This window comes from Kitasatospora sp. NPDC093679 (assembly GCF_040683455.1).
GTDB classification, from domain to species: Bacteria; Actinomycetota; Actinomycetes; order Streptomycetales; family Streptomycetaceae; genus Kitasatospora; species Kitasatospora arboriphila.
In genome coordinates, this window is sequence record NZ_JBFBDW010000003.1 from 32565 (window position 1) to 58524 (window position 25960).

Sequence of the window (25960 nt, forward strand, 5' to 3'; positions counted from 1 at the left end):
AGCGGCCGGCCGGGCGTGGCACGCCCGGTTCCGTCGAGGTCTACGGGCAGCCCTGCCGGGCTGCTGCACCGCTCACCGAAAGGCTCACCCTCACATGCTCACCGCCGCCCGCCTGGGCGCCTCCGCGCTGGCCGGCCTGCTGCTGGCCGCCGGCGCCGCCGCCCCGGCCCTGGCCGACACCCCGGCACCGTCCCCGGTCACCCCGCCCGCCGCGCTGTACGGCAAGGGCGACCCCAGCTACGACGGCGTGTGGCGCCAGTCCCTCGCGCTGACGGCGCTGGCCTCGGCGAAGGTCGTCCCGGCCGCGTCCGCCGTCTCCTGGCTGACCGGCCAGCAGTGCGCGGACGGCGGCTGGCCCTCGTTCCGGGCGGACGCGGCCGCGGCCTGCGACCCGAAGACCGAGGACAGCAACGCGACCGCCGTCGCCGTGCAGGCGCTCACCGCACTCGGCGGCCACCAGGACGCCGTCGCCAAGGGCGTGGCCTGGCTGAAGGCGAACCAGAACGCGGACGGCACCTGGTCGTACAACCCGGGCGGCCCGGGCGACGCCGACTCCACCGGCCTCGCGGTCAGCGCGCTGACCGCCGCGCACGCCGACCCGGCGCAGGTCGCCAAGGCCGGCCGCAGCGCCCTGGACGGCCTCGCCGGCTTCCAGCTGGGCTGCGCCGCGCCGGCCGCCGAGCGCGGCGGCTACGTCTACCAGCCGGGTGCCGACGCCAAGGCGAACGGCCTGGCGACCGGGCAGGCCGCGCTCGCCGCCGCCGGCGGGGCACTGCCGGTGGCCACCACCGACCGGGTGGACGCCGCACCCGCCGCCCCGGCCTGCCCCGCGGGCGGCGCCGCGGCGGCCGTGCCCGCAGCGCAGTCGGCCGAGGCCGCCTCCGCGCACCTGGTCGGCCGGCTGAACGCCAACGGCCAGCACCTGATGCTGACCACTCCCGGTGCCGAGCCCGCGCCGGACCTGAACGCGACCTCCTGGGCGGTGCTGTCGCTGGTGCGCGCGGGCCACCCGCACCAGGCCGCGGGCGCCGCCGACTGGCTGGCCGGCAACGGCTACGCCTGGGCCGCCAAGGGCAAGAACGGCACCGACCCGGCGGCCGCCGCGACGCTGCTGCTGGTCGCCCAGGCCGCCAAGCTCGACCCGTACAACTTCGGCGGCACCAACCTGGTGCAGCTGCTGGTGGACTCCGGTCCCAAGCCGCTCTCGCTGCCGTCCGCGGCGGCGTCGGCCGCCTCGGCCAACCCGGACGGCACCGCGGCGCCCGGTTCCGGCATCACCGACGGCGAGGACAACGGCGGTTTCTCGCCGATCTGGCTGGTCGGCACCGGCCTGGTGGTCGGCATCGGCGGCGGGCTGATGATCAGCCTCAACCGCCGCCGGCAGGCCGCCGCCGCCACCCCGGCGAAGGACGACGGGCAGCAGTGACCGGTGCGCTGCGCCGGACGGCGGCGGCGCTGCTCGCCGCCGCCGTCCCGGCCGTCCTCCTCGTCCTGCTGCCGGCCGGCCCCGCGCAGGCCGCGGACTACCGCTACTGGTCGTTCTGGAAGTCCGGCGGCGGCACCTGGGCCTACCAGCAGCAGGGCCCGGCGGTGTACGTGCCGGCCGACGGCGCGGTCGACGGCTGGCGGTTCGCGCTGAGCCCGGACGGCGGGAAGGAGGCCGCCCGGCCCGGCACCACAGGGGACTTCGCCGCGCTGTGCGCCGCCACCCCGGCGCAGCAGGGCCGCAAGCGGGTCGGCGTGGTGCTCGACTTCGGCACCCCCGCCGACGCCCCGAAGGGCGCGGGCGCCCCGCCCGCCGCCCGGACGGCCTGCGCCTCGGTGCCGGCCGCCGCCACCTCGGCCGAGGTGCTCGCCGCCGTCGCCCCGCCGCTGCGCTACGACGGCGCGGGCATGCTGTGCGCGATCGCCGGCTACCCGCGGGCCGGCTGCGGCGAGGCGGTGGACGCCGGTGCCCCGGCCGCCTCCGGCTCACCGTCCGGGGGCACCGGCCTCACCGGCCCGGTGCTCGGCGGAGTCCTCGTCCTGCTGCTCGGTGCCGGCGCCTGGTGGCAGCTGCGCCGCCGCCGCTGACGACCCGTCCGGAGACCCGCCGTGCCCCGAACCCGCACCGCCGCGCGCCCCGCCGTCGGCCCGCGCCACCTGCACCCCGGTGCCTGGTGGCTGTGGGCGCTCGGCCTGGCGGCCGCCGCCTCCCGCACCACCAACCCGCTGCTGCTCCTGCTGATCGGCGCGGTCGCCGGGTACGTGGTCGCCGCCCGCCGCGGCGACGAGCCGTGGTCCCGGTCGTACGGGGCGTTCCTGCGGCTCGGACTGCTGGTGCTGGGCATCCGGATGGCGTTCACGGTGCTGCTCGGCTCGCCGGTGCAGGGCACCCACGTGCTGCTGACCCTGCCGCAGCTGCCGCTGCCGTCCTGGGCGCAGGGCGTCCGGGTGGGCGGCGCGATCACCCTGGAGGGCCTGCTGTTCGCCCTGTACGAGGGGCTGAAGCTGGCCGTGCTGCTGGTCTGCGTGGGCGCCGCCAACGCGCTCGCCTCGCCGACCCGGCTGCTGCGCGCCCTGCCCGGCGCCCTGTACGAGGCCGGGCTCGCCGCGGTGGTGGCGATGACCTTCGCGCCGAACCTGGTCGCCGACGTGCGCCGGCTGCGGGCCGCCCGCCGGCTGCGCGGCCGCGACGACCGCGGCGTCGCCGCCCTGCTGAGCGTCGGGCTGCCGGTGCTGGAGGGCGCGCTGGAACGCTCGGTCGCGCTCGCCGCGGCGATGGACACCCGCGGCTTCGGCCGCACCGCCGACGTGCCGCGCCGCCTCGCCCGCGCCACCGCCGCACTCACCCTGCTCGGCCTGCTCGGCATCTGCGCCGCCCTGTACGGGCTGCTCGGCGCGGCCGGCAGCGCCTGGGCACTGCCGGTGCTGCTGCTCGGGCTGGCCTCGGCCGGCGCCGGGCTGCTGCTGGGCGGCCGACGCAGTCCGCGCACCCGCTACCGGCCCGATCCGTGGGCCGTCCGGGAGTGGCTGGTGGCCGGTTCGGGCATCGCCGTCGCCGTGCTGACCGTCTGGTGTTCCGGGCGGTACCCGGCCGCGTTCGCCCCGTCCGTGGTGCCGCCGGAGCTGCCCGCCCTGCCGCTGCCCGCCGTGGCCGCCGTGCTGATCGGCCTGGTGCCGGCCGCGGCCGCCCCCGTCCCGCCCCGGAGGAGCTCGTGATCACCTTCGAGCAGGTGTCGGTCGTCTACGCCGACGCCACCGAGCCCGCACTGACCGGGGTCGACCTGACCGTGCCGGAGGGCGAGCTCTGCCTGGTCGTCGGCCCGTCCGGCTCCGGCAAGTCGACGCTGCTGGGGACGGTCAGCGGGCTCGTCCCGCACTTCACCGGCGGCACCCTGCACGGCCGGGTCACCGTCGCCGGGCGGGACACCCGCACCCACCGCCCGCGCGACCTCGCCGACGTCGTCGGCACCGTCGGGCAGGACCCGCTCGCGCACTTCGTCACCGACACCGTCGAGGACGAACTCGCCTACGGGATGGAGTCGCTGGGTCTCGCCCCGGACGTGATGCGGCGCCGCGTCGAGGAGACCCTCGACCTGCTCGGCCTCGCCGACCTGCGCGACCGCGCCCTCACCTCGCTCTCCGGCGGCCAGCAGCAGCGGGTCGCGATCGGCTCGGTGCTCACCGTCCACCCCCGGGTGCTGGTGCTGGACGAGCCGACCTCGGCGCTCGACCCGGGCGCCGCCGAGGAGGTGCTGGCGGTGCTGCAGCGGCTCGTCCACGACCTCGGCACCACCGTGCTGATGGCCGAACACCGGCTGGAGCGGGTCGTCCAGTACGCCGACCAGGTGCTGCTGCTGCCCGGCCCCGGGCGGGCCCCGGAGCTCGGCGGGCCGGCCGAGGTCATGGCGCACTCCCCCGTGCACCCGCCGGTGGTCGCGCTCGGCCGGGCGGCCGGCTGGTCGCCGCTGCCGCTGTCCGTCCGCGACGCCCGCCGCCGGGCCGCCGGTCTGCGCGCCCGGCTCGCGGACCGCACCCCGCCCGCGGCCGCGGCGCCGGGCGGCGAGGTGCTGGCCGCCGTCGACCGCCTGGTGGTCAGGCGCGGGCCCGTCCCGGCGCTGCGCGGCATCGGCCTGGAGCTGCGGGCGGGCGAGACCACCGCGCTGATGGGCCGCAACGGCGCCGGCAAGTCCACCCTGCTCGGCAGCCTGGTCGGCCTGCACGCCCCGTCCGGCGGCAGCGTCCGGGTCGGCGGCCTCGTCCCGCACAGGGCCAGGCCCGCCGAACTCGTCCGGAGGATCGGGCTCGTTCCGCAGGAACCCCGCGACCTGCTGTGCACCGAGAGCGTCGGCGCCGAGTGCGCCTCCGCCGACGAGGACGCCGGCGCCCCCGCCGGCACCTGCCGGGCCCTGGTCGCCGGACTGCTGCCCGGCCTGGCCGACGACCGGCACCCGCGCGACCTCTCCGAGGGCCAGCGGCTCACCCTGGCGCTGGCCGTGGTGCTCACCGCCGCACCCCCGGTGATCCTGCTGGACGAGCCGACCCGCGGCCTCGACTACGCCGCCAAGGCCCGCCTGGTCACCGTGCTGCGCGGCCTCGCCGAGGCCGGTCACGCCGTCCTGCTGGCCACCCACGACGTCGAGCTCGCCGCCGAACTCGCCCACCGCACCGTGGTGCTGGCCGAGGGCGAGGTCGTCGCCGACGGCCCGACCGCCGAAGTCGTCACCGCCGCACCGTCCTTCGCCCCGCAGATCGCCAAGGTCCTCGCTCCGCAGCCGTGGTTGACGCTCAGTCAGGTCACTTCGGAGCTCGGGGAGGAGCTGTGAGCGCACCGGCCGGGCCGGCCCCGCTCGGACGGCGCTCCGGCCCGGCGCTCGCCCTGCTCTCGGCGATCGGCGTCGCCGCGTTCGGCTGGCCGCTGCTCGCCTCCCCCGGCTCCGACCTGGTCGGCCACTCCGCCGACGCGCCCTGGCTGTTCGCCCTGATGCTGCCGCTGCTGCTGGCCGTGGTGGTCGCCCGGATCTCCGAGGGCCGCTCGGCGGGCGGCGGCGCCCCCGGCCTGGACGCCAAGGCCGTCGCCCTGCTCGGGGTGCTGGCCGCGGCCGGGGCGGCGCTGCGGCCGCTCGGCGCGGGCACCGCCGGTCTGGAGCCGATGTTCTTCCTGATGGTGCTGGCCGGCCGGGTGCTCGGGGCAGGCTTCGGCTTCGTGCTCGGCGCGGTGTCGATGTTCGCCTCGGCGCTGCTCACCGGCGGGGTCGGCCCCTGGTTGCCGTTCCAGATGCTCGCCATGGGCTGGGTCTGCCTCGGCGCCGGGCTGCTGCCGGGCTCGGACGGGCTCCGCGGCCGGGGCGAGCACCTGCTGCTCGCCGGATACGGGGCGCTGGCCGCGGTCGCCTACGGCATGGTGATGAACCTGCAGGGCTGGCCGTACATCGCCGGGCAGGCGAGCTCGATCGCCTTCGTCCCCGGCGACCCGCTCTCGGCGAACCTGCCGCGCTTCGCCCTCTACTGCCTGACCACCTCGCTCGGCTGGGACCTGCCCCGGGCCGCGCTCACCGCGGTGCTCTGCCTGACGGTGGGCGGCCCGGTGCTGCGGGCGCTGCGGCGCACCACCCGCAGGGCCGCGTTCGGCGCGCCGGTGACCTTCGCCCCGCCGGCCGGGGCGCCCGCGGCGGTGGACGCCGACGAGCCCGCCGAGCAGCACTGAGGGGGTACGGCCGGCGGCCGCACCCCCTCACCGTTCGGATCCCGTCAGGCCTTCGGCCCGGCGGACTGCACCACCTCGAAGGACCACAGCACCGAGTCGCTGGCGGCGGGCCGCTTCGGCGCCTCGCCGCCCTCGGCCGGCGGACCCTGGCGGTGCGCGGCCTGCATCGGCCCCTCCATCCAGGCCTTGAACGCCTCCTCGCTGGCCCACCGGGTGTACACCAGGTACTGGTCGGTGCCCTCGACCGGGCGCAGCAGCTCGAACCACTCGAAGCCGTCGGAGTTCTCCACGGCCCCGGCGCGGGCGGCGAACCGCTTCTCCAGGGTCTCCCGCATCTCGGCCGGCACGGTCAGCACGTTGATCTTCACTACGGACATGCCTCCCATCCTGCACCACCTCACACCCGGACGGCGGTCAGGCCCCGGCGCGTCCGGAGAGGACGAGCGCCCAGCCGAGGCAGCCGAACGCCGCGGTGTTCAGCACCGCCCGGACGGTGTTCCAGCGCACCCAGGTCTGCTCGAAGGCCGCCCGTACGGCGGCCGGGTCGGTGAGCGAGCCGGGTTCACCGGCCGCGGCGAGCCGGTCGTTGAGCGGTACGTTGACCGCCGTGGTGACCACCAGCACCACCAGGTAGAGCAGCGCGGCCGCGGCGATCCAGGGCAGCGCCGGCCGTCCGCCGCCGCCGAGGTGGAGGGCGCCGGCCGCGACGGTGAGCAGCAGGGCGCCGACGAACGCGGCGGCGAACCAGCCGTTGAGGATGGCGGTGTTGATCCGCTGCATCGCCTCGACGAAGGTGCCGTCGCCGCTGCGCCCGAGGCCCGGCATCACCGAGCAGGCGAACGCGTAGAAGAGGCCCGCCATCAGTCCCGTCGCGACGGTGGCCGCGAGCAGCAGTGCCGTTGCCATGGGTCGCACCTCCGATTTCCCCCGGATCCGTGTCATGCCGTCAAGTCAAACCGGCACCCCGCCCCCTGCCCATGGCCGAGCCGCTCACCCGCATACGCACGCGTCCAAGCGAACCCACGCGCCCCCGGTGCTGCCGCTTCTAGGCTGGCCGCATGGACGCAGTCGACGGACTCGCCGGGCTGCTCGCCGCGCCACGGGCGCAGGGGGCGTTCCTGCTGCGCTCGGTGCTGGCGCCGCCGTTCGCGGTGGCGGTGCGCGACGAGGCGCCGCTGACGGTGGTCAGCCTGGTGCGCGGCACGGCCTGGATCGTCCCCGCGGCCGGCGGTCCGGTCGCGCTGGCGCCGGGCGACCTGGCGATCGTCCGCGGCCCGGAGCCGTACACGGTGGCGGACCGGCCGGACACGCCGGTGCGGGTGGTGATCCACCCGGGGCAGGTGTCCACCGATCCGCAGGGCGCCCCGCTGTGCGAGGAGATGGACCTCGGCGGGCGGTCCTGGGGCGAGCGCACGGACGGTGCGACGGTGCTGCTGACCGGCACGTACCAGCTGCGCGGGGAGGTGAACGGGCGGCTGCTGCGGGCGCTGCCGCCGGTCGCGGTGGTGCCCGCGGACGCCTGGTCCTCGCCGCTGCCGGCGCTGCTCGGCGAGGAGATGGACCGGGACGCGCCGGGCCAGGAGGTGGTCCTCGACCGACTGCTGGACCTGCTGCTGATCACGGCGCTGCGCGAGTGGTTCGCCCGCCCGGAGGCGGCCCCGCCGCGCTGGTACCGGGCGTCCGCGGACCCGGTGGTGGGACGGGCGCTGCGGCTGGTGCACCGCCGGCCGGCCGAGCCGTGGACGGTGGCTTCGCTGGCGGCGGAGGCGGGGGTGTCCCGGGCGGCGCTGGCGCGGCGCTTCACCGAGCTGGTCGGCGAGCCGCCGATGGCGTACCTGACGGGGTGGCGGCTGGACCTGGCGGCGGACCTGCTGCGCGAACCGGACGCGACGCTCGCCGCGGTGGCCCGCCGGGTCGGCTACGGCAGTCCGTTCGCGCTGAGCAGCGCCTTCAAGCGGGTGCGCGGGGTGAGTCCGCGGGAGCACCGCGCGGGCTGATCCGGCCGCCGCGGCCGGGGGAAAACCGTTCGCAGCCGGGCCGCCGCGCGGCCTACCGTGCCCGGATGACCCTGGAGATCGCACCCGGCGCCGACCGGGACACCTGGCTGCCCGCCCATCTGCAGCGCCTCGCCGCCCGCTACCGCGCGGCGGGGCTGTCCGCCGCGGCCGCCGAGGGGCTGGCCGAGCAGCAGCGCGCACCGGCCGGGACGTGGACGGTCGCGGACGTCCGGACGGACGGCCGGACGGTCGGCTGCGTCGCGGTGGGGGTGGCCGACCGGGACGGCACCCCGGTGGGGCGGATCGGCGAGGTGTGGACGGAGCCGGGGCACGGGCGGCTGCGCCCGGCGGCCCTGGAGTGGGCCGAGCGGTGGTGCGCCGAGCGCGGCGCGGCGCGGGTGGAGGCGCGGGTGACGGGCTCGGACCCGCTCTTCGACGGGTACGCGGTGCGCGGCCAGAACCGGATGAAGGAGCTGGCCGCGGCGTCGGTGGAGCAGGGCGCCGTGACGGCCCGTCCGATGACGGCCGAGGAGTACCCGGCCTGGCGGGCGCAGCAGGAGGACGCGTACGTGTTCGACATGCTCCGCGCCGGTTCGCACACGGAGCAGGAGGCCCGGGCCAAGTCTGCGGCGGACTTCGCGCGGATGCTGCCCGAGGACATGGCCACGCCCGGGCAGGCCCTGCTGGTGCTGGAGGCCGAGGGGCGGACGGTCGGCACCGGCTGGCTGCACCACGGGTTCCTGCCGGGCGTCACCTTCGGCTGTTCGCTGGACGTGCTCCCCGAGGAGCGCGGGCGGGGCTTCGGCCGGGCCGCGATGGCGGCCGGCGAGCGGGCGGCCCTGGCGGCCGGCGACGGTGCGCTGATGCTCAACGTGTTCGGCGGCAACACCGTGGCGATGAACCTGTACACCACCGCGGGGTACCGGGTGCTGGAGGAGAGCCGCTCGCGGGACGTCAGCGGCGGCGGGGCGTAGCGGTGGCGCACCGCGGGGACGGCGGGACGTCACCGACCGTTCATCCCGACCGTTTCACCATCAAATAGGACAAGGCCGCCGTCCGTCACAGGACCTCCCTGTCATACCCGTGCAACCTCCTGCATAATCGGGCGCGTTCGTCACACCGACCGAGGAGGACCGGCCGATGCCGGGAGAGCTCTGCCCGCTGTGCGGCACGGTCCGGACGGCCGTCGGCTGCGCGTGCGCCTCCTCGTCCCCGGATGCCGCCGAGACGGCCGTGCTGCCGCACCTGGAGGGTCCGCCGCTGGTCAGACCCTACGTCGCGGCGGGCGGCGGCCACGGCCGGCCGTACGCCGGGCCCGGCCCGGACCCGTTCGCGACGACCCTGCTGCCGCCCGCCGCGTACCCCGCCGTTCCCCCGCCGCCCGCCGCACCGCCGGGCGTTCCCCCGCAGCGCCCGGACGCTGCACCCGAGCCGGTGGCGCCCCGCGGTGCCGGCGGCGACCTCGGCGTCTTCGACTTCCACGGCACGCCGCAGCAGCGGCCGGGCGGCCGGGCCGAGCGGCGCGAGCGCGCCCAGCTGGTCACCGGCCGGCGCCGCACCGCGGTGATCGCCACCGGCCTCGGCATCGCGGTGGTCGGTGCCGGTCTGGCGCTGGCCCTGTCGCCGTCCTCGGACAAGCCGAACCTCGACCAGGCGCTGCCCGCGCCGTCCGGCACCCTCGACTCGGCGCCCCCGGACAACGGGCTGCCCGAGCCGACCGCGACCGCGAGCGCCTCCACCACCCAGAAGTCCTCGGCCTCCCCGACCCGCGTCGCCGGCAGGGCTAGCACCAGCCGGGCGGCCGCGCCGAGCCCGGCCGGGTCGGCCCCGGCGAGCGCCAGCGCCGCACCGCCGGCGGCGCCCAGCGCCTCGGCGGCCGCCCGGGTGCTCAAGCCGGGCGACTCGGGCCCCGACGTCCGGACGATGCAGCAGATGCTGATCACCGTCTCCTGCGGCGACCTCAACGTCTGGTTCGCCACCGGCACCTTCGACTCCTGGACGCAGTGGATCCTGAGCGAGTTCCAGCGGGACGCCCGGATCAAGGGCGACGAGCGCAACGGCACCCAGTACGGCCCCAAGACGCGCGCCGCGCTGGAGAAGGCCTCGGCCGACCCCGCCTGCTGACCGGCGGCCCGTCCGCAGGTGTCAGGCGGGCACCAGGCCCCGGCCGACCAGTTCGAGCACCAGCACCACCGCGGTGGACTCCACGGCGAGCAGCGCCACCAGGACGAACAGCTGCACCGCGCCGGCCTGCACCGGCCCGGCACCGCCGAGCAGCATGCCGACGAAGGCCCCCGGCAGCGTGACCAGGCCCACCGTGCGGGTCTGGTCCAGCACCGGGACGAGCGCGGTGGCGGCGGCCGTCCGGCAGATCTCCAGCCGGGCGTCGCGGTCCTCGAAGCCGAGCGCCAGCGCCGCCTCGACCTCGCCGCGCCGGGTGCGCAGTTCGTCCAGCGCCCGCCGGCCGGCCAGCGAGGTGGCGGTGAGCCCGCCGCCGATCAGGATGCCGGCGACCGGGATCAGGGCGATGCCCTTGTGCGGCAGCAGCCCGGTGGCGAGCAGCAGCACCAGCACCGGCAGCACCCCGGCGCCGATCGGCAGGGCGGCCCACGCCCAGCCCGGGCCGGTGGTCATCCGCCGGCCCGCCGTGCGCACCGCCACCCCGAACATCAGCAGCACGAACAGCGCGGACGTCCCGAGCGAGCCGACCACCCAGGAGATCACCAGCGCGACCGCGCCGAGCTGCACCACGGCGCGCAGGCCCGCCCGCAGCACGGCGTGCCCGTGGCCGAGCCGTCCCCGGCCGGCCACCGCGACCGCCGCGGCGAGCAGCAGCGCGATCTCGACGCCCAGCAACCAGGTGACCGGCAGCAGCTGTCCGGCCGGTGCGGCCACCGGTCAGATCCAGCTGGTGAACCACATCCGGTCCTGCCAGTCCGACATGGGGATCACCTCCGCCGTGTACAGCGGGTGGAAGTACGCGAAGCAGCCGACCACGGCGAAGACCACCAGCCCGGCGCCGGCCGCCCCCCAGATCCGGCGCCGCCGGCTGCAGCCCGCCGGGCCGAGCATCGCGCCGAGCATCTGGGCGACCGCGAGGCACAGGAACGGCACCAGGATCACCATGTAGAAGGAGAAGATCGTCCGCTCCTGGTAGCCGAACCAGGGCAGGTAGATCCCGGCGACGCCGGCCAGGATCGCGCCGGAGCGCCAGTCCCGCCGGAACGCCCAGCGCCACAGCGCGTACGCGAGGGCGAAGCAGGCGGCCCACCACAGCAGCGGGGTGCCGAGCGCGAGGATCTGCGAGGCGCAGCCGCCGTTCGCCGTGCAGCCGCCCTGCCCGTCGCTGAGCTGCTGCCAGTACATCGACACCGGGCGGCCCTGGACGAGCCAGCTCCACGGGTTGGACTGGTAGGTGTGCGGCGAGGTGAGGCCGGTGTTGAAGTCGTACATCTGGGCGTGAAAGTGCCACCAGCCGCGCAGTGCCGGCGGTACCCAGGTCATCGGCACCTGCGGCAGCGGGACGTCCACCACCGGGGTGCGCGGCGGCGACAGCCCGGCGCGGTGGTCGGCCCAGTGCCGGTCGAAGCCGCCGTCGCTCGCGAACCAGCCGGACCAGGAGGCGACGTAGACCAGCACCGCGGCACCGACCGTGGAGAGCAGGCCGGGCAGCAGGTCGCGGCGGAGCAGGCTGCGGGTCGGTCGGCGGGCGCCGGCCCGGCGGCGGCCGGCGCGGTCCCAGAGCAGGGTCAGCACGGTGAACACCAGCAGGATCTGCAGGCCGTTCCACTTCACCGCGGTGGCGCAGCCGAGCAGGACGCCGGCGCCGATCCGCCAGGGCCGCAGGCCGAGGCGGACCTCGTCGGCGGCCCGGCCGCCCTCGGCGAGGGCCGCGGCGAGCACCTGCCGGGTGCGGTCGCGGTCGACGAGCAGGCAGCCGAAGGCGCCGAGCACGAAGAACATCGACACGCCGTCCAGCAGGCCGACCCGGCTCATCACGAAGTGCAGGCCGTCGACCGCCATCAGCAGGGCCGCGGTGCAGCCGAGCAGCGTGGAGGAGAAGAGCCGCCGGCCGATCCGGGCGAGCATCAGCACCGAGAGGGTGCCGAGCAGCGCGACCATCACCCGCCAGCCGAAGGGGTGCAGGCCGAACACCCACTCGCCGAGCGCGATGACCCACTTGCCGAGCGGCGGGTGGGCGATGAACGCGGGTTCGGCGGTCAGCGGGATCTTCTGCGGGGAGGAGATGATCTCCCGGTTGGCGAGGTCCGGCCAGACGCCCTCGTAGCCCTGGTGCAGCAGCGACCAGGCGTCCTTGGGGTAGTAGGTCTCGTCGAAGACGAAGGCGTCCGGCTTCGCGAGGTTCCAGAAGCGCAGCAGTCCGGCGAACAGGGCGACGGCGATCGGGCCGAGCCAGTCGGCGTGCCGCACGATCCACGGCAGCGGGCCGCGCCGGACGGCCGGCGGCCGGGCCGCGACGGGCAGGCCCGTGGCCGGTGCATGCTCGGTGACTGCCGGATGCGCCATGGTCTGCCGCCGCTCCTCGCTCGGTGTCGCGGCGGCCGCGGCGGTCGCGGGCTGACGGGTCGCAGGCCCGGACTGGCGCTATGTCGCCTTTGTCGGAGAGATCCTAGCCCGGCCGCGCGGCACCGCCCTCCACCGCGCCCCGCGGTTTGACCCTCGACCTGGTCGAGGGGGCAGAGTCGGCGGTGTGGACAGCGGACTTCACAGCATCGGCGAGACCGCCCGACTGAGCGGACTCAGCATCAGCGCCCTGCGCTTCTACGACGGCGCGGGCGTGTTCGGCCCGGCCCGGGTCGACCCGCAGACCGGCTACCGCTGGTACGCGCCGGAGCAGCTCGCCGACGCCCGGCTGATCGCCCGGCTGAGGCGGGTCGGCATGCCGCTCGCGGACGTCTCGCGGGTGCTGGCCGGCCGCCCCGGCGAGGCCGCGGCCGCCCTGGACGCGCACCTGCGCCGTCTGGAGGAGGGTCTGGCGGACGCCCGCCGCGAGCTGTCCACCGTCCGACACCTGCTGGAACTGAGGGGGAACCCCGTGCAGAACACCCGTCTGACCCTGCCCGCCGCCGAGCTCGCGGCCGCCCTGGACGCCGTCCGCTTCGCGGTCGGCCCCGACGGCTCGCTCCCGCAGGTCGCGGGGGTGCTGTTCGAGACCGACGGGGCGGTGCTGCGGCTGGTGGCCACCGACCGCTACCGGCTGGCGGTCTCGGAGGCCGCCGCGGGCACCGTCGAGGGGCCGTCCGTGGCAGTGCTCGCGCCGACCGCGTTCGTGGACGCGCTGCGCGGACTGCTCACCGGGGCGGGCGACGGCACGACCGAGCTGACGGTGGCCGAGGGCGTGCTGGCCGCCGCGGCCGGCGGCCGCGAGGTGACCGGCAGCCCGGTGCCCGCCGACTTCCCCGACTACCGCCCGATGCTGCGTCCGGAGCCGGTCCGCCGGGTGGAGATCGCCGCGGACGCACTGCTCGAAGGGCTCGGCGCCGGGCCCGTCCGCACCGTCCGCCGGGACCAGGACGGCGTGGACTTCCCGGTCTCGGAGCTCACCGTCTCCGCGGACGGCGCCCTCACGGTCGGCGGCGCCGAGGAGGAGGACGGGCTGTGCGTCCGGGTCAACCGGGACTTCCTGCTGGAGGCGGTCGGTGCGGGTGCCCGCGGCCAGCTCGTGCTGGAGCTCGGCGGCCCGGTCGCCCCGCTCGCCGTCCGCTTCCCGGACCGCGCGGGCACCTTCTCGCTGCTGATGCCCACCGCGCCCTGACGGTCCGCGGCCGGCCGGGGCGTGCGACGGGTTCCGGTACGCGGCCGTTGGGCCGAATCGCACGTGGTGCGCCGAATCTGTGGAGACCACGGCAATGTGGTCGGGCATATGCCGATCACTCCCTACGGTGGTTGCGCCGCCCACGGCACCCGGTCCGCCGTCCGGGCCCGCACGGGGCACCACGACGACCAGGAGTCCTGCATGGCCGCTCACCACCCGTCAGCCGCTCCCCCGTCCGGGCGCGGGCCCGGCCGCCCCGGCCGCCCCGGCCTCCCCGCCGGGCGCGGCCTCCGACCGACGGGCCGGCGGTGATCCCTGCCGCCGGCCCACGGCGGGTCACCCGCCCCGCCGCGTCCGCCCGCCGTGCCGGGACCGCGACCGCTGGGAGGGGTGCCGGGTGATCAGCTGGCGCGCGAGCTGGTCGAGGCAGATCGCCGCCGCCACGGGGGGAAGCCCGGCGACGATGACGTCCGGCACGGTCTGCGCGACCCCGCAGATGCAGAGCCCGGTGGCGACCGCCGAGAAGGCGAGGACGACGCTCCAGGCGTGCAGCGCGCGCCGGCCGTCGAGGGCGGCCCGGAGCACCGACAGGCAGCCGGCGAGCCAGGGCCCGTAGACCACCACCGGCCACAGCACGGACAGCCCTCCGGGCACCCGGGCGAGGGCGAGGTCCTGCAGCGGCGCGTAGGAGAGGACCCAGCCCAGCACGCACACGACCGTCACCGCGACGGCGAGCAGGGTGCGGAACAACTCGCCCAGCGCCTCCTCGCGCCGCACCTCGGCGGCCCGCACCCGGCGCCGCTTCCGCGGGGTCCGCGGCGGCGGGGCGGGCTGCGGCACGGAATCGGCGACCGGCACCGCCTGGCTCGGCACGAAAACGCCGGAACTCCAGGCGCCGGACATTTCGACGGTCGGCGCCGCATACCATCCGGCGTCCGCGGCGAGCGACCCCGCCACCCCGTCACAATGCTCTCCGGGACCGGAAAACAGCGGGTCATTTCCGTACGGACGAAAGAATTCCAGCAGGGGGTCATGCACGGGGCGGCTCATTCCCCTGCGCAGCCGCGGAATGATCCGCCGGCGGGGGTTGCGGGGCACCGGCGGGCGCGGCGCCGGAGGGCTGCGCGGCGCCGCCGGTAACGGCGAACCGGCATTCCAGGCGGCGCAGCGTCCGGAGGAAGTCGGCGAGGATCCGGGAACAGTGCCACAGGACGACGCGCCGGCCGTTGCGCACCAGGTAGCCGGTCTCCACGTCGCCCGCGGCGTTCTGCCGGTCCGGGACGAAGAGCCAGGCCCCGAGGCTGCAGATCGGGTCGCGCTCGGAGCTGTGCGGGGTCACTGGGTCAGGCATGGGAATCACACCACGGTCAACGAAGCGATCTTCCACCCGGGTGTGCGGAATTCGGGCGACATTCCGTATGAACGCTTGCGGGCGCTCTGCGGATCTCCTCGCGGGTGGTGCGCGCCCGCATATGCGCAAGGCCGCTCGCCGAATTTTCCCATCCGTGCGGCGCGCACCGCCGTTGTGCCGCGCCGCGCTCTCCAAAATTACCCGGATGCCAAGCACCGGAGGAACGTTTCCTCTGATTCCGATCTTCAAAGCGGTGCTGTATGGTCACTCTCTTGCAACGTTCCATTGCGAATTATCAGCCGATGTGGCCGGCAAGCCTGCACGCAGGGGGTTTGGGTTGCTCAGCACGAACGAATACCTGGATGTCCGGCGGCTCCACGGCCAGGGATGGTCGATCTCGGCGATCGCCCGGCATCTCGGACGGGACCGCAAGACCGTCCGGAGGTACCTGTCCGGGAACCGCAAGCCCGGGGTGCGCACCCCGGCCGAGGACGTCTTCCTCTCCTTCCTCCCGTACTGCCGCCTGCGCCTGGCGGACGACCCGCACCTGCCGGCGACCGCGCTCTTCGACGAGATCACCGACCTCGGCTACCGCGGCGGCTACTCGACCTTCACCCGCGCCCTGCGCAGACACCGGCTGCGCCCGCCGTGCAGACACTGCCACCCCGGCGCCCCCGGCGGCGGGGCGGGCGGCGGGCACGCCGACCAGGAGGAGATCCGGTTCGGCTGGACGGACCTCGCCGACCCCCAGCCCGGCTGGGACGGCGGCGCGAAGGCCCACCTGCTGACCGGCTCACTGCGCCACGGCCGCCGCTGGCGCGGCGTCCTCCTCGACAGCGACGACTTCCCGCAGGTGCTGGAGGCCGTCGACCACCTGCTGCGGCGACTCGGCGGCACGGCACCGCGCTGGCGCTTCGACCGCGACGCGCCCGTCCGGTGCCCGGCGACCGGCCGACTGGCCAAGGAGTTCACGCCGGTCGGGCGGTACTACGGGGTCGAGATCGAGCTGGAGACCACCGGCCCGACCGCCGAGGAACAGCGGCGCGCCGCAGCCGCCGGGCAGCACTGGCGCAGCGTCGTCGACGACCTCGGCCCGCGCGCGGCCCAGCAGATCCTCGACCGCCTGGCGGCGTGGTCGGACGACCGGATCCCGGCCGGCGACGGCACGCCGACCGCCGCCCCGGCGCTGGAGGCGCTGCCGCCGGCGCCGTTCCCGGCCTGCGTGCGCACCCTGCGCACGGTCGACCAGCACGGGCTCGTCCACTTCCGCGGCAACCGCTACGCCGTACCGCCGGACCTCGCCGGGGCGCTGGTGGAGGTCCGCCACCGGCTGGACGAGTCGGACCTGTCGATCACCGCGTCGAGCGGGGCGGTCATCGCGCGCCACTCCCTGGCGCCGCGCGGTGCGGGCCGGACGGTGGCCGACGGCGACACGACCTTCGTCCTGGAGCGCCCGCCCCGGCTGGTGCTGTCCGGTTCGGTGGGCTGCCCGGAGACCGCCGTCCGCCGTCCGCCGTCCGCGGAGGCGTCCGCCGAGGCCGAGGCCCTGCGCAGGCAGTACCTCCGCCCCGCCCCGGCCGTACCGGTGCCCCGCCCCGCGGGCCCACGCCACGGCTGACCGCGGCCGGCCCGCCCCGGAAACCGTCTTCGAAGGCGCGCGGGTGCTCGCTTCAGGAGCGCGTGGGGACACCTGTGCGGCATCCGTGCGCCGTTGACGACCGCCCTCAGGCCGCCGGCCTGATGTTGTGGTTGAAGTGGAAGACGTTCGCCGGGTCGTACTCGGCCTTGACGGCGGCGAGCCGGGCGAGGTTCTCCGCGCCGCGGCCCGCGGCGGCGCGGTCCTCGCCCTCGTCTCCGATGAAGTTGAGGTAGACGGCGCCGATCGACCAGGGCGCCATGTCGGCGCAGACGGCCTTCGTCCAGGCGCGACCGCGCTCGTCGTCCGCCGGGTCCTCCCAGACCGCGAACGGGTGGACGGCCCAGGGCGCGGCCCGCCAGGGGACGGGCCACTCGTGGTCGCCGGCCGCGACCGCACCGCCGAGGGCGAAGACGATGTGCTGGCTCGGCGAGGGAAGGATCATGTCCTTGGCCCGCGCGGTGAAGGCGTCCACGGTCTCGTCCGGGAAGCCGGAGAGGTACTCCGCCGACCAGTAGTTCCGGAAGCCGGGCGGGTCGTCGAGCATGCACTGCAGGTCGGCGTACGGGATGTCGGTGACCACCTCGGCGGCGTGCCCGAGTCCGAGCATCGGTGCGAAGGCGGGGCGGGCGCTCTCCAGGTCGCCCGCGTAGGTGAGCAGGACGCCGACGGCCTGCTGTCCGACCAGCCCCGGGGGCACGAACTCCTCGGGCGGCGCGGTGAGGTAGATGAAGGCGCCGCCGACCTCGTCGGGTGCGGCCTCCATGGTGTCGCGGTAGGCGCGCAGCACCTCCGGTCCCCGGTCCGCCTCGAAGAGCAGCAGGGCGATGGAGAAGCCGGGCAGCGGGTGCAGACCGAGGGTGAACTCGGTGACCACGCCGAAGTTGCCGCCGCCGCCGTGCAGTGCCCAGAAGAGCTCGGGGTTCTCCTGCGCGCTGGCGTGCACCCGGCGGCCGTCGGCGGTGACCAGGTCGGCGGCGAGCAGGTTGTCGCACATCAGGCCGAAGCGGCGCTCCAGCCAGCCGGAGCCGCCGCCGAGGGCGAAGCCGCCGATGCCGGTGGTGGAGGCACGGCCGCCGGTGGTGGCGAGGCCGTGCGGCTGGGTGGCCCGGTCGAGGTCGCGCATCAGGGCGCCGCCGCCGACCCGGGCGACCCGGGCGTCCGGGTCGACCCGCACCCCGTTCATCCGGCGCAGGTCGAGCACGAGGCCGCCGTCGACCAGGGCCTGTCCGCTCACCGCGTGGCCGCCGCAGCGGACGGCGATCTCCAGTCCGCGGCTGCGGCCGAAGGCCAGCGCCGCGGCGACGTCGGCGGGGCCCTCGCACTGGGCGATCATCGCGGGCCGGCGGTCGACCATGGCGTTGTGGATGGTCCTCGCCTCGCCGTAGGCCTCGTCGCCGGGCAGCAGCACCCGGCCGGCGAAGCCCTCGGCCAGTTCCTCCGGACGCAGGTCGCCGTTCGCAGGGGATGCCATGGTGAGCCGTCCTTCCGGCCGGTGCGGAGCCGCCGCGGCCGGCGGCCCCGCTTCCGACAGTAGGCCGGACGGGTGAAGGCCGCATCCGAGCCGGATGCGGCCTGACGGCGGCTCAGGCCGCGGTCTGCAGTTCCCGCACCACCGGCCGGACCTGCGCCACGGTGACGACGGCGTTGTCCTGCGCCGGCGTCAGGTGGCCGCGCAGCCGCACGGCCAGTACGACGATCAGCACGGTGCAGGCCGTCATCGCCAGCAGGTACAGCGGCCAGGTGCCGGCGCCGACCAGCAGCACGCCGACGGCCGGGCCGACCGCGATGGCCATCTGCTTCACCAGGGCGTGCGCGGCGTTGTACGTGCCGAGCAGCCGGGCCGGGGCGAGGTCGGCCACGATCGGGCCGAGGGTCGGCGCGAGCAGCGACTCGCCGACGCCGAACAGCGCGTACACGGCCACCACGGCGACGGTCGCGGCGAGCGCGTCCGAGCGGACCAGGCCGGCCACCAGGGCGGCCGTCCAGGCGCCCAGCCAGACCACGCCGGCAGCGGCCATCGCGGTGGTGCGGCGGCGGCGCTCGGTGAGCCGGACGACGACCATCTGCAGCAGCACGATGGTCAGCGCGTTGGCGCCGATCGCGATGCCGAGCACGGACGGCGCGGTGCCGACCGTGTCGGTGGCGAAGGCGGCGACACCGGACTCGAACTGCCCGTAGCAGGTGAAGAAGATCAGACCGGCGAGCAGGCAGAGCCGCAGCATGGCCTTGTCCTTCATCACCGTGCGCAGGCCCTGGCCCTGCCCCCGGCCCGCGCCGTGCCCGGCGGCCGGGACGGGCTCCGCCTGCGGGATGCGGGCGGTGCCGGCCACCAGGGCCAGGCCCAGCAGGGTCAGCGCCTCGATGGTGAACAGCCGGGTGAGGCTGGCCGGATCGGCGGGGTCGACGATCTGGCCGCCGGCCAGGGCGCCGATGCCCATGCCCAGGTTGACCAGGGTGAACTGCAGGGCGAAGGCCCGCGAGCGGCCGGCCCGGCCGGTGCTGCGGACGATCATCGTGGCGAGCGCCGGCTGGCAGGCGGTGATGCCGGCGCCGAACAGGAACGAGGAGACCAACAGGGTCGGTGCGGTGGCGGCCTGCCCGAAGGCGAAGGCGCCGACCGCGGCGAGCACGGCGCCGGCGAGCAGCACCGGGCGCGGCCCGTACCGGTCGATGCCGCGGCCGGTGAACGGCAGGACGGCGAGCGCCGCGAGCGCGAAGACGGTGAACACCGTCCCGGCCGCGAGCGAGCCCAACCCCCGCACCTGGTCCACGTACACGAACATGTACGGCATCGTGAACCCGCTGCCGAACGCGCTGAGCGCGTTGCCCGCCTGGACGCGGCGCAGCGGGCCGCCCGCCGCGTCCGCCCGCCGTACCCACTGCTTCACCGTGCCGGTCACCGTGCACACCCCTTTGTCGTCGAGGAAGGTTGAAGCCTTCCTGCTTTAACCATGCAAGATTTCAGAGCTAAAATCTAAGTCTTCGAAGACTCAGGTGTCAAAGGCTTAACAGCTGCACGACGCGTGGGAGAATGACGGCCATGAGCACACGCAAGCCGGACGAGCCGGCCGCCACCGAGCTCGGCATCGCCGAGCAGGTGGCCCTCTACCAGCGGGAATTCCCCACCGTGGACCCGCAGGTCGAGACGATCGTGTCCACGCTCTCCCGGCTGTCCCGCCGGATGAACGTGGCCTACAGCCGACAGCTGGCTGTGCTGGGAATCACGTCCGCCGAGTGGGAGGTGCTCAAGGCCCTGGTCTTCGCCGGCAGTCCCTACCGGCTCGGCCCGGGCGACCTCGCCAAGCGGCTGGGCCTCACGCCGGCGGCGATGACCCACCGGATCGACCGGATGGTCGCCGACGGCCTGGTCACCCGCGAGCGCGACGAGGCCAACCGGGTCCGGGTGATCATCGAGCTGACCGAGACCGGCCGCGACAAGTGGCTGGAGCTCATGCGGATGGCCGCCGTCTTCGAGGCCGACCTGCTGCAGGACATCACCGGCGACGACCGGGGCGCGCTCTCCGCGATGCTCGGCCGGATGCTGCGCCGGATCGAGCGGAGCCAGCCGGACGCCCTCGGCCGCACCGAGGACCTGGACTGACCGGCGCCCGCACGCGCGCGAAGGGGACCGCCCCGGACGGAGGTTCCGTCCGGGGCGGTCCCGTTCAGCTCTGGTGGTGCGGGTCGTCCGACGCGGTGCCGGTCAGCAGGCGCCGTTGTCGGTCCAGACGCCCCACTGGCCGCTGAGGGTCGGGTCCTCGCCCTGGGTCCACCACTTGTTGGTGTAGTTGTGGCCCTTCCAGGAGACCTTGGCACCGGCGGTCGCGTAGACCGTGGCGGCGTTCCAGCTCGGGGCGGTGCAGGTGCCACCGGTCGGGCTGGCCGAGGTCGAGGGGGAGGTCGACGGCGAGGTCGACGGGGAGGAGCTCGGCGAGGCCGAGGTGCTGGGCGAGGAGCTCGGCGAGGCGGAGGCGGTCGGAGAGGTGGTCGGCGCCGGGCAGGAGGCGGCGGAGCCGTTGGTCGCGGTCACCATCGTGTCGAAGAGCGAGGTCTGGGTGCCCAGGTCGTACAGCGAGAAGGCGAAGGAGCCGCCGAGGCCGTTGCAGTGCGCGTAGTCCATCTTGGCCTGGATCGACTTGGCGTTCTCACCCGTCCAGAAGGTGGTGCCGTCGTAGAAGTACGAGGTCTTCGCCGCGTCGTCCCAGTAGGTGTTGGCCGCGTTGCCGACGAAGCCGCTGAGCTCCTTGTACATCTGGATGCCGGCGACGTTGCCCGACATCGCGGCGCCCGGGGCGGGACCGGTCGCGCTCTGGAACAGGCCGTGGTCGGCACCGGCGGGGACGCCCGTCCAGCCGCGGTAGTAGAACGGCACACCCATGTTGATCTTCTTGGCGGGGAAGCCGCCGGGGATGCCGTACTGCGGGTCGCCGACCGTCCACGCCTTGACGGCGTTGTCGATCGAGTACTTGCCGGTGCCGCCCGGGACGGGGGTCATCGGGTCGCTCGGGTTGTTGTAGATCGGCGCCTGGTGGTTGGTCGGGCCGGTCTTGTCCCACGCGCCGTGCATGTCGTAGGTCATGACGTCGAGGAAGGTCAGGTACTGGCCGAGCTTGTCGGTCTCGACGTTCTTGATCTTGTCCTGGCCGGCGCCGACCGCGGCGGAGAGCGCGTAGCTCTTGCCGTCGGTCCTGCCCTGCGCGTCGAGCTGGGAGCGCAGCTCGGCCATCAGCGCGGTGAAGTTCTGCTTGTCGTTCGGCGAGGCGTGGTTGCCGGTGTGGCCGCCGCCGCCCGGGTACTCCCAGTCGATGTCGAAGCCGTCGAAGACGCCGGCCGCGGAGCCGGCGCCGCCGAAGCCGCCCTGCACGGGCAGGTTGCCCTTGATGAACATGTCGACGCAGGAGGAGACGAACTTCTTGCGCGCCGCGTCGGTGGCCGACACGTCGGAGAAGTACTTGGAGTAGGTCCAACCGCCGATCGACAGCAGCACCTTGAGGTTCGGGTTCTTCGCCTTCAGCTTCTTCAGCTGGTTGAAGTTGCCGACCAGCGGCTGGTTCCAGGTGTCGGCGACGCCGTCCACGCTGGTCGCCGTGTCGAAGGTCTTCTGGTAGTCGGCGTAGGCGTCGCCCGCACCGTCGCCCGCGTTCGGGTCGTCCTCGTTCTGCGAGGCGGCCTTGGTCGCCTCGAAACAGGTGAGGTTGGTCGGGTCGATGTTGGCGAAGTCGTAGATCAGGTAGTCCAGCTTGGAGGCCACGCCGGTGTCCTGAACGGTCTTCAGGTAGTACGCGTTGGAGTAGATCGACCACTGGTCGAAGTACGCGACCTTGATGCCGCCCGAAGTGGCGGGCGCGCCGGTCGAGTTGGTGGGGGCGGCCTGGGCGCTGGTGCCGGTCAGCGCGAGCGCGCCGCCGAGCAGCAGGGAGGCCGCGGTGCCGGCGGCGAGGAGGCCCGCGCCGCGGCGGCGGCGGTGCCCGCTCGGCCGGGGCCGGGACGGAAGGGAACGAAGCATGGCTGCGTGACTCCTGGTTGTGGGGGCGGTCCCGCCGCACCCCGGGGGAAGTCGCGGCGGGTGGGACCACCACGTCAGGGGCATGACAGGGAAATCGAACGTTGGCCTGCACACACAAGAAGAACCAGGTGCGGGGAGGTGTGCCGAACCGGTGCCGACGGCCCGAACCGCCGGCACCGGCCCAGGGGCTCCCTGCACCTGGCCACAAAAATGGACTAGACCAAACGTCCCGTCAAGAGTCGTCCCCCGGGCTTGAGGCGCCCTTAAGGTTCCGTTGGGATACGGCTCAGTACCGCACCGCCCGGCTCACGACGGCCTTGACCTGACCGCTCAGCGAGCGGTTGCTCGTAGCCGTGGCCTGCGCCGTTCCGCCGGCGGGGACCTCCGGAACGGTCACCACCACGGTGTCCAGCCGGTTGCCGCTCGCGTCCTGGAAGTCGACCTGCACCAGGTACTTCTGCGGATCGCCCTGCCCATTGGCAACGGTGATGGGTACCTCGACCTTGCCGTCCGAGGACGTCACCGGGGTGCCCAGCTTCACGTCCCCGGCGGCGTCCAGCCCACCCGTGACGTCGGCGACCGCCGAGGAGGCCGCCGCCTCCGCGGAGGCCACCGCGGAGGCGGCCGAGGAGGCGAGTGCGCCCGCGGACGAGGCCAGCTCGGAGGCCTTCGACCCGATCGCGGCGGCCGCCGAGGAGGCGGCCGAGGACGGCGAGGAGTCCGACGAGCAGCCGGCCAGTGCGGCCCCGCCCAGCAGAGCGGCGGCGCCCATCAGGGCTGCGGAACGGATCTGGAGGTTCATGGATTTCTGCTCCTGTGGGAACGACGGCTGCCGCGGGCGGGGTCCGCGCGGCCAGGTCCGATGGGACGCCCCTGGTCAGGACAGGCCCGCGCCCTCCTGCATGGCGGCCTGCTCGACCTCCCGGATCTCCCTGCGGCGAACGGTGTCCTGACGGCGGGTCACCACGGCGGCCGCCCCGATCGCGCTCGCGCCGAAGGCCAGCAGCCCGACCCACGGCCGGTCCAGCACGTGGCCCAGCGCGTGGTCCAGCGAGTAGCGGCCCGCCCCGGAGATGCCCAGCGCCAGACCGCAGGTGCCGAGCAGCCCCGGGTACTCGAAGCCGCCCCCCATCGCGAAGAAGCCGGCCGGGGCGTGCACGGCGATGGCTCCGGCCATCGTCCCGGCCACCACCGAACCGGCCACCGGCGTGGCCAGGCCGAGGACGAGCAGCGCCCCGCCTCCGGCCTCGCCGAGGCCGGAGGCGATGGCGTTGGGCCGGCCCGGCTCGTAGCCCATGTGCTCCATGGCCTGGGCGGTTCCCTCGATCCCTCCCCCGCCGAACCAGCCGAAGAGCTTCTGCGCGCCGTGCGCGAACATCACCCCGCCCACAGCGGCGCGCAGGGCGAACAGGCCGAGGTCCTTGCGGTGCAGACTGGTCATGATGGGGCCCCTGGGTCGATGGCGGCACGTCCTCTCCATCCCAGCCCACGGGCCGAGGCCGCTCGACCCGGGACCGCCATCCGGGCGAACCACCGAGGAGCGCCATGTCCGCGCCGGCCACACCCGTGTTCCACCTCGACGGGACGGAGGTCACCGACGAACGGTCGCTGTTCACCGCGCTCGGAGCGGCCCTCCGCCCGCCGGACGGCTACTACGGCAGCAACCTGGACGCGCTCGCCGACTGCCTGCGCGGCGGCTACGGCCCCGAGCCGCCGTTCGTGCTGGTCTGGCACGCCTCCGCACTCGCCTCCTGCCGGCTGGACCGGCGGATGCTGCTGGCCGGCCGGGAGTGCAGCTACTTCGAGGCGGTGCTGGACGTCCTGAAGCAGGGCGGCGTCACCGTGCGGCTGCGCTGACGGTCCGTGACGGCGTCCGGGCCCCGTTACCGAGCCGGGACACTCCGTGCAGAACCGGGCCGCCGACTCGCGGCGTGATCACGCCCGACACCCCGTGACCGGCGACCCGCAGGAGCACCCGTGAACCACCGCACGACCGCCACGACCCGGGCGGCGGCCACCGCCGCGGCCGTCCTCGCCCTCGCGCTCGGCGCGGTCGCCTGCGACGACGACACCACCGCGGCCGGCACCGGCACCGCGGCGCCCACCGCCGCGGCCTCCACCGCCGCCGGCACCGGCTCCACCGCGAGCGGGGCGCCCGCCGGGGCGTCCGGGCCGGGCCCGGCGGCCGGCACCGGCGGCAGCACCGCGCAGGCCGGTACCGACCGCTGCCGCACCGCCGACCTCAAGGCCGACGTGCAGATCCAGGAGGCCGGCAGGGCCATGGTGATGCTCACCAACAAGGGCGGCCGCGCCTGCACCGTCAAGGGCTACCTCGGCTACGGCGGGCTGCTCGCCGACGACTCCCGCACCGACACCGCCACCCACCGGGTCGCCAAGCCGGGCCCGCCGGTCGCCGTCACCCTGAAGCCCGGCACCACGGCCTTCTCCGGGCTCTCCTGGAGCAGCTGCGACAAGGCGGACGCCACCTGCACCGTGCTCGCCGGCCTGGTGGTCACCCCGCCGGACGAGACCACCCAGCTGACCGCCACCGTGCGCGGCACCGACGGCAAGCCGGTCGTGCAGTTCCCCGTCGCGAAGGCCGGCTTCACCGTCGGCACCCTCCAGCCCTCCAACCAGGGCGTCCTGCTCGGCTGACGCCGGCAGGAGGCCCCGGGCGCGGCCCCGGCCGGAGGGCGGCACCGGTCAGAAGAACGTCCGGACCAGGTCGACGACGCGCGGACGGTCCGCGTCCGCGTCGTCGAGCACCGGGATCAGCGTCCAGCGGTCGAAGGCCGTGCACGGGTGGGAGATCCCGAGCCGGACGACGTCACCGACGGCGACCTCGGCGTCCCGCAGGTAGGCGTGCTGGTCGTTGAGGGCGCTCACCGTCGCACCGGTGAGCGGCTTGCCGCCGCGAACCTTCTGCGGGGCGGGCAGGCCGAGGTCGACCGGAAGGTCGCGCTTGCCGGCGTCCAGCAGCGCGAGGCCGGGCTCCGGTGCGGACACCACCCGGGCCCAGCCGTGCAGCGCGGCCCGCAGCGGCTCGCCCGCGCCGCGGCGGCCGAACGGCGAGATGCCGCGGTAGAAGCCGTCGTCGTGAGCGAGGTAGGCGCCGGCCCGGACGACCACCCGGGTCCGGTCGTCGGCGAGCGGCGCGAGCTCCTCGGCGACGGTGTCGAAGAAGGCGCTGCCGCCGGCCGTCACCCAGACCTCGTCCACCTCGTCGAACAGGCCCTCGCCGGCGAGCTGCCGGTGCAGCTCGGCCATGCCCCGCAGGTAGCCGGTCACGGCGGAGAGCGAGGCCGGGGAGGCGTCCGGGCCGAGCGGGCCCTCGTAACCGCTGACGCCGGCCAGCCGCAGGCCGGGCGCGGCGTGCACGGCGCGGGCCACCTCGACCGCCTCGGACAGGGTGCGGCAGCCGGTGCGGCCGCCCGGCGCGCCGAGCTCCACGCAGACGTCGACCGGGGCGGGTGCGCCGCGCAGTGCCCCGGACATCAGGGCGACGGCGCGGGTGGAGTCCACCCAGCTCGCGAAGCGGAACTCCGGGTCGGCGGCGAGCTCGGCGGAGAGCCACCGCAGACCGGCCGGGTCGAGCAGGGTGTTGGCCAGGTGGATGCGGCGCAGGCCGAAGGCGCGGCCGACCCGCAGCTGCGGCAGGTTGGCGAGGGTGATCGCGCAGGCGCCCGCGTCCAGGTGGCGCTGCCACAGGGCGGGGGCCATCGAGGTCTTGCCGTGCGGGGCGAGGCCGACGCCGGCCTGCTCGCACCAGGCGGCCATGGTGCGCAGGTTGTGGTCGAGGGCGGCGGCGTCCAGGGTCAGCAGCGGGGTGCCGAGGCCGTCGAGCCCGGGGGCGGTGGCGAGGTACTCGGCGACGGTCAGGCCCCACGCCTCGGCGGGGATCGCCTTGAAGCGGAAGTCGAGCCGCTCCCCGGCCAGTTCGGCCACCTTCGCCCGGTCGATCAGCTCCATCGCGCCCAGCCGTCCTCTCGCCCGCGCCCGCGG

The 25960-nt window shown here is 75.4% G+C and carries 25 protein-coding genes; 13 read left to right on the top strand and 12 right to left on the bottom strand.

The features are described 5' to 3' along the window. The first annotated feature begins 94 nt into the window (after positions 1-94). From AB0O09_RS03620 to AB0O09_RS03640, 5 genes are read left to right on the top strand one after another with little or no spacing between them, the layout of a single operon-like run. Positions 95-1426, top strand: coding sequence for a prenyltransferase/squalene oxidase repeat-containing protein (locus AB0O09_RS03620; RefSeq protein WP_363539824.1), 1332 nt, complete (start codon positions 95-97; stop codon positions 1424-1426). Continuing rightward, positions 1423-2073 carry an SCO2322 family protein gene (locus AB0O09_RS03625; protein WP_363539826.1) on the top strand — a complete coding sequence of 217 codons (651 nt, stop codon included), beginning with the start codon at positions 1423-1425 and terminating at the stop codon, positions 2071-2073. The genes AB0O09_RS03620 and AB0O09_RS03625 overlap by 4 nt, the downstream gene beginning before the upstream one ends. 21 nt (positions 2074-2094) lie before the next feature. Then, positions 2095-3201 (top strand): energy-coupling factor transporter transmembrane protein EcfT, encoded by a 1107-nt coding sequence (locus AB0O09_RS03630; RefSeq protein ID WP_363539828.1) that lies wholly within the window; start codon positions 2095-2097, stop codon positions 3199-3201. Beyond that, positions 3198-4808, top strand: coding sequence for an ATP-binding cassette domain-containing protein (locus AB0O09_RS03635; RefSeq protein WP_363539830.1), 1611 nt, complete (start codon positions 3198-3200; stop codon positions 4806-4808). The genes AB0O09_RS03630 and AB0O09_RS03635 overlap by 4 nt, the downstream gene beginning before the upstream one ends. Next, positions 4805-5689: an ECF transporter S component gene (locus tag AB0O09_RS03640; protein WP_363539832.1), complete on the top strand. Its 885-nt coding sequence runs from the start codon at positions 4805-4807 to the stop codon at positions 5687-5689. The genes AB0O09_RS03635 and AB0O09_RS03640 overlap by 4 nt, the downstream gene beginning before the upstream one ends. A gap of 44 nt (positions 5690-5733) precedes the next feature. Here the strand turns inward: AB0O09_RS03640 and AB0O09_RS03645 are convergent, their stop codons facing one another. After that, positions 5734-6066 carry an antibiotic biosynthesis monooxygenase gene (locus AB0O09_RS03645; protein WP_344628006.1) on the bottom strand — a complete coding sequence of 111 codons (333 nt, stop codon included), beginning with the start codon at positions 6064-6066 and terminating at the stop codon, positions 5734-5736. A gap of 37 nt (positions 6067-6103) precedes the next feature. Further along, complete coding sequence (locus AB0O09_RS03650) at positions 6104-6595, bottom strand: anthrone oxygenase family protein (protein ID WP_363539834.1); 492 nt, start codon at positions 6593-6595, stop codon at positions 6104-6106. Positions 6596-6747: 152 nt separating this feature from the next. On the opposite strand from AB0O09_RS03650, the gene AB0O09_RS03655 reads away from it, so the two are divergent. The 3 genes from AB0O09_RS03655 to AB0O09_RS03665 all read left to right on the top strand — a co-directional run bounded on the left by AB0O09_RS03655 (position 6748) and on the right by AB0O09_RS03665 (position 9810). Next, the gene (locus AB0O09_RS03655; protein WP_363539836.1) at positions 6748-7686 is read left to right on the top strand and encodes an AraC family transcriptional regulator; all 939 of its coding nucleotides are present in this window, start codon (positions 6748-6750) and stop codon (positions 7684-7686) included. A 65-nt stretch (positions 7687-7751) separates the two neighbouring features. Next, positions 7752-8660, top strand: coding sequence for a GNAT family N-acetyltransferase (locus AB0O09_RS03660; RefSeq protein ID WP_363539838.1), 909 nt, complete (start codon positions 7752-7754; stop codon positions 8658-8660). Between the two features lie 166 nt (positions 8661-8826). Next, entirely contained in the window at positions 8827-9810 is a 984-nt protein-coding gene (locus AB0O09_RS03665) for a peptidoglycan-binding domain-containing protein (RefSeq protein WP_363539840.1), read from the top strand. A 21-nt stretch (positions 9811-9831) separates the two neighbouring features. Here AB0O09_RS03665 and AB0O09_RS03670 read toward each other — a convergent pair whose 3' ends face one another. Together AB0O09_RS03670 and AB0O09_RS03675 are read right to left on the bottom strand one after the other, a co-directional pair. Further along, positions 9832-10581 carry an ABC transporter permease gene (locus AB0O09_RS03670; RefSeq protein ID WP_363539842.1) on the bottom strand — a complete coding sequence of 250 codons (750 nt, stop codon included), beginning with the start codon at positions 10579-10581 and terminating at the stop codon, positions 9832-9834. Between the two features lie 3 nt (positions 10582-10584). Beyond that, complete coding sequence (locus AB0O09_RS03675) at positions 10585-12213, bottom strand: phospholipid carrier-dependent glycosyltransferase (protein WP_363539844.1); 1629 nt, start codon at positions 12211-12213, stop codon at positions 10585-10587. A gap of 184 nt (positions 12214-12397) precedes the next feature. Here AB0O09_RS03675 and AB0O09_RS03680 point away from each other — a divergent pair, with 184 nt between their 5' ends. Beyond that, on the top strand, positions 12398-13462 hold the full coding sequence (locus AB0O09_RS03680; RefSeq protein ID WP_363539846.1) for a MerR family transcriptional regulator: 1065 nt from the start codon (positions 12398-12400) through the stop codon (positions 13460-13462). A gap of 336 nt (positions 13463-13798) precedes the next feature. Here the strand turns inward: AB0O09_RS03680 and AB0O09_RS03685 are convergent, their stop codons facing one another. Together AB0O09_RS03685 and AB0O09_RS03690 are read right to left on the bottom strand one after the other, a co-directional pair. Further along, positions 13799-14335 (bottom strand): DUF2637 domain-containing protein, encoded by a 537-nt coding sequence (locus AB0O09_RS03685; RefSeq protein ID WP_363539848.1) that lies wholly within the window; start codon positions 14333-14335, stop codon positions 13799-13801. A 157-nt stretch (positions 14336-14492) separates the two neighbouring features. Next, positions 14493-14813, bottom strand: coding sequence for a hypothetical protein (locus tag AB0O09_RS03690; protein ID WP_363539850.1), 321 nt, complete (start codon positions 14811-14813; stop codon positions 14493-14495). 337 nt (positions 14814-15150) lie between these two features. On the opposite strand from AB0O09_RS03690, the gene AB0O09_RS03695 reads away from it, so the two are divergent. Next, positions 15151-16431, top strand: coding sequence for an IS21 family transposase (locus AB0O09_RS03695; protein ID WP_363539852.1), 1281 nt, complete (start codon positions 15151-15153; stop codon positions 16429-16431). A gap of 106 nt (positions 16432-16537) precedes the next feature. Here AB0O09_RS03695 and AB0O09_RS03700 read toward each other — a convergent pair whose 3' ends face one another. Together AB0O09_RS03700 and AB0O09_RS03705 are read right to left on the bottom strand one after the other, a co-directional pair. Beyond that, entirely contained in the window at positions 16538-17923 is a 1386-nt protein-coding gene (locus AB0O09_RS03700) for an FAD-binding oxidoreductase (RefSeq protein WP_363539854.1), read from the bottom strand. 112 nt (positions 17924-18035) lie between these two features. Next, positions 18036-19352, bottom strand: a complete 1317-nt coding sequence (locus AB0O09_RS03705; protein ID WP_363539856.1) for an MFS transporter — start codon at positions 19350-19352, stop codon at positions 18036-18038. A gap of 140 nt (positions 19353-19492) precedes the next feature. Between AB0O09_RS03705 and AB0O09_RS03710 the strand changes: the two genes are divergently transcribed. Continuing rightward, positions 19493-20053 carry a MarR family transcriptional regulator gene (locus tag AB0O09_RS03710; RefSeq protein WP_363539858.1) on the top strand — a complete coding sequence of 187 codons (561 nt, stop codon included), beginning with the start codon at positions 19493-19495 and terminating at the stop codon, positions 20051-20053. Between the two features lie 102 nt (positions 20054-20155). Here the strand turns inward: AB0O09_RS03710 and AB0O09_RS03715 are convergent, their stop codons facing one another. From AB0O09_RS03715 to AB0O09_RS03725, 3 genes are all read right to left on the bottom strand, one after another. Beyond that, positions 20156-21958, bottom strand: coding sequence for a glycosyl hydrolase family 18 protein (locus AB0O09_RS03715; protein ID WP_363539860.1), 1803 nt, complete (start codon positions 21956-21958; stop codon positions 20156-20158). Between the two features lie 286 nt (positions 21959-22244). Continuing rightward, positions 22245-22760 (bottom strand): hypothetical protein, encoded by a 516-nt coding sequence (locus tag AB0O09_RS03720; RefSeq protein ID WP_363539862.1) that lies wholly within the window; start codon positions 22758-22760, stop codon positions 22245-22247. A 75-nt stretch (positions 22761-22835) separates the two neighbouring features. Next, complete coding sequence (locus AB0O09_RS03725) at positions 22836-23399, bottom strand: DoxX family protein (protein ID WP_363539864.1); 564 nt, start codon at positions 23397-23399, stop codon at positions 22836-22838. Positions 23400-23503: 104 nt separating this feature from the next. Here AB0O09_RS03725 and AB0O09_RS03730 point away from each other — a divergent pair, with 104 nt between their 5' ends. Continuing rightward, entirely contained in the window at positions 23504-23815 is a 312-nt protein-coding gene (locus AB0O09_RS03730; protein ID WP_363539866.1) for a barstar family protein, read from the top strand. Between the two features lie 120 nt (positions 23816-23935). Further along, positions 23936-24613 (top strand): DUF4232 domain-containing protein, encoded by a 678-nt coding sequence (locus AB0O09_RS03735; protein ID WP_363539868.1) that lies wholly within the window; start codon positions 23936-23938, stop codon positions 24611-24613. A gap of 48 nt (positions 24614-24661) precedes the next feature. Here the strand turns inward: AB0O09_RS03735 and AB0O09_RS03740 are convergent, their stop codons facing one another. Next, positions 24662-25927, bottom strand: coding sequence for an alanine racemase (locus AB0O09_RS03740; RefSeq protein ID WP_363539870.1), 1266 nt, complete (start codon positions 25925-25927; stop codon positions 24662-24664). Positions 25928-25960 lie beyond the last annotated feature (33 nt).

Coding starts and splice junctions, on each gene's coding strand:
- AB0O09_RS03650 (WP_363539834.1), bottom strand. CDS start 6,595: ATGGCAACGGCACTGCTGCTCGCGGCCACCGTCGCGACGGGACTGATG.
- AB0O09_RS03715 (WP_363539860.1), bottom strand. CDS start 21,958: ATGCTTCGTTCCCTTCCGTCCCGGCCCCGGCCGAGCGGGCACCGCCGC.
- AB0O09_RS03725 (WP_363539864.1), bottom strand. CDS start 23,399: ATGACCAGTCTGCACCGCAAGGACCTCGGCCTGTTCGCCCTGCGCGCC.
- AB0O09_RS03675 (WP_363539844.1), bottom strand. CDS start 12,213: ATGGCGCATCCGGCAGTCACCGAGCATGCACCGGCCACGGGCCTGCCC.
- AB0O09_RS03690 (WP_363539850.1), bottom strand. CDS start 14,813: ATGCCTGACCCAGTGACCCCGCACAGCTCCGAGCGCGACCCGATCTGC.
- AB0O09_RS03720 (WP_363539862.1), bottom strand. CDS start 22,760: ATGAACCTCCAGATCCGTTCCGCAGCCCTGATGGGCGCCGCCGCTCTG.
- AB0O09_RS03655 (WP_363539836.1), top strand. CDS start 6,748: ATGGACGCAGTCGACGGACTCGCCGGGCTGCTCGCCGCGCCACGGGCG.
- AB0O09_RS03730 (WP_363539866.1), top strand. CDS start 23,504: ATGTCCGCGCCGGCCACACCCGTGTTCCACCTCGACGGGACGGAGGTC.
- AB0O09_RS03740 (WP_363539870.1), bottom strand. CDS start 25,927: ATGGAGCTGATCGACCGGGCGAAGGTGGCCGAACTGGCCGGGGAGCGG.
- AB0O09_RS03700 (WP_363539854.1), bottom strand. CDS start 17,923: ATGGCATCCCCTGCGAACGGCGACCTGCGTCCGGAGGAACTGGCCGAG.
- AB0O09_RS03645 (WP_344628006.1), bottom strand. CDS start 6,066: ATGTCCGTAGTGAAGATCAACGTGCTGACCGTGCCGGCCGAGATGCGG.
- AB0O09_RS03660 (WP_363539838.1), top strand. CDS start 7,752: ATGACCCTGGAGATCGCACCCGGCGCCGACCGGGACACCTGGCTGCCC.
- AB0O09_RS03665 (WP_363539840.1), top strand. CDS start 8,827: ATGCCGGGAGAGCTCTGCCCGCTGTGCGGCACGGTCCGGACGGCCGTC.
- AB0O09_RS03710 (WP_363539858.1), top strand. CDS start 19,493: ATGAGCACACGCAAGCCGGACGAGCCGGCCGCCACCGAGCTCGGCATC.
- AB0O09_RS03620 (WP_363539824.1), top strand. CDS start 95: ATGCTCACCGCCGCCCGCCTGGGCGCCTCCGCGCTGGCCGGCCTGCTG.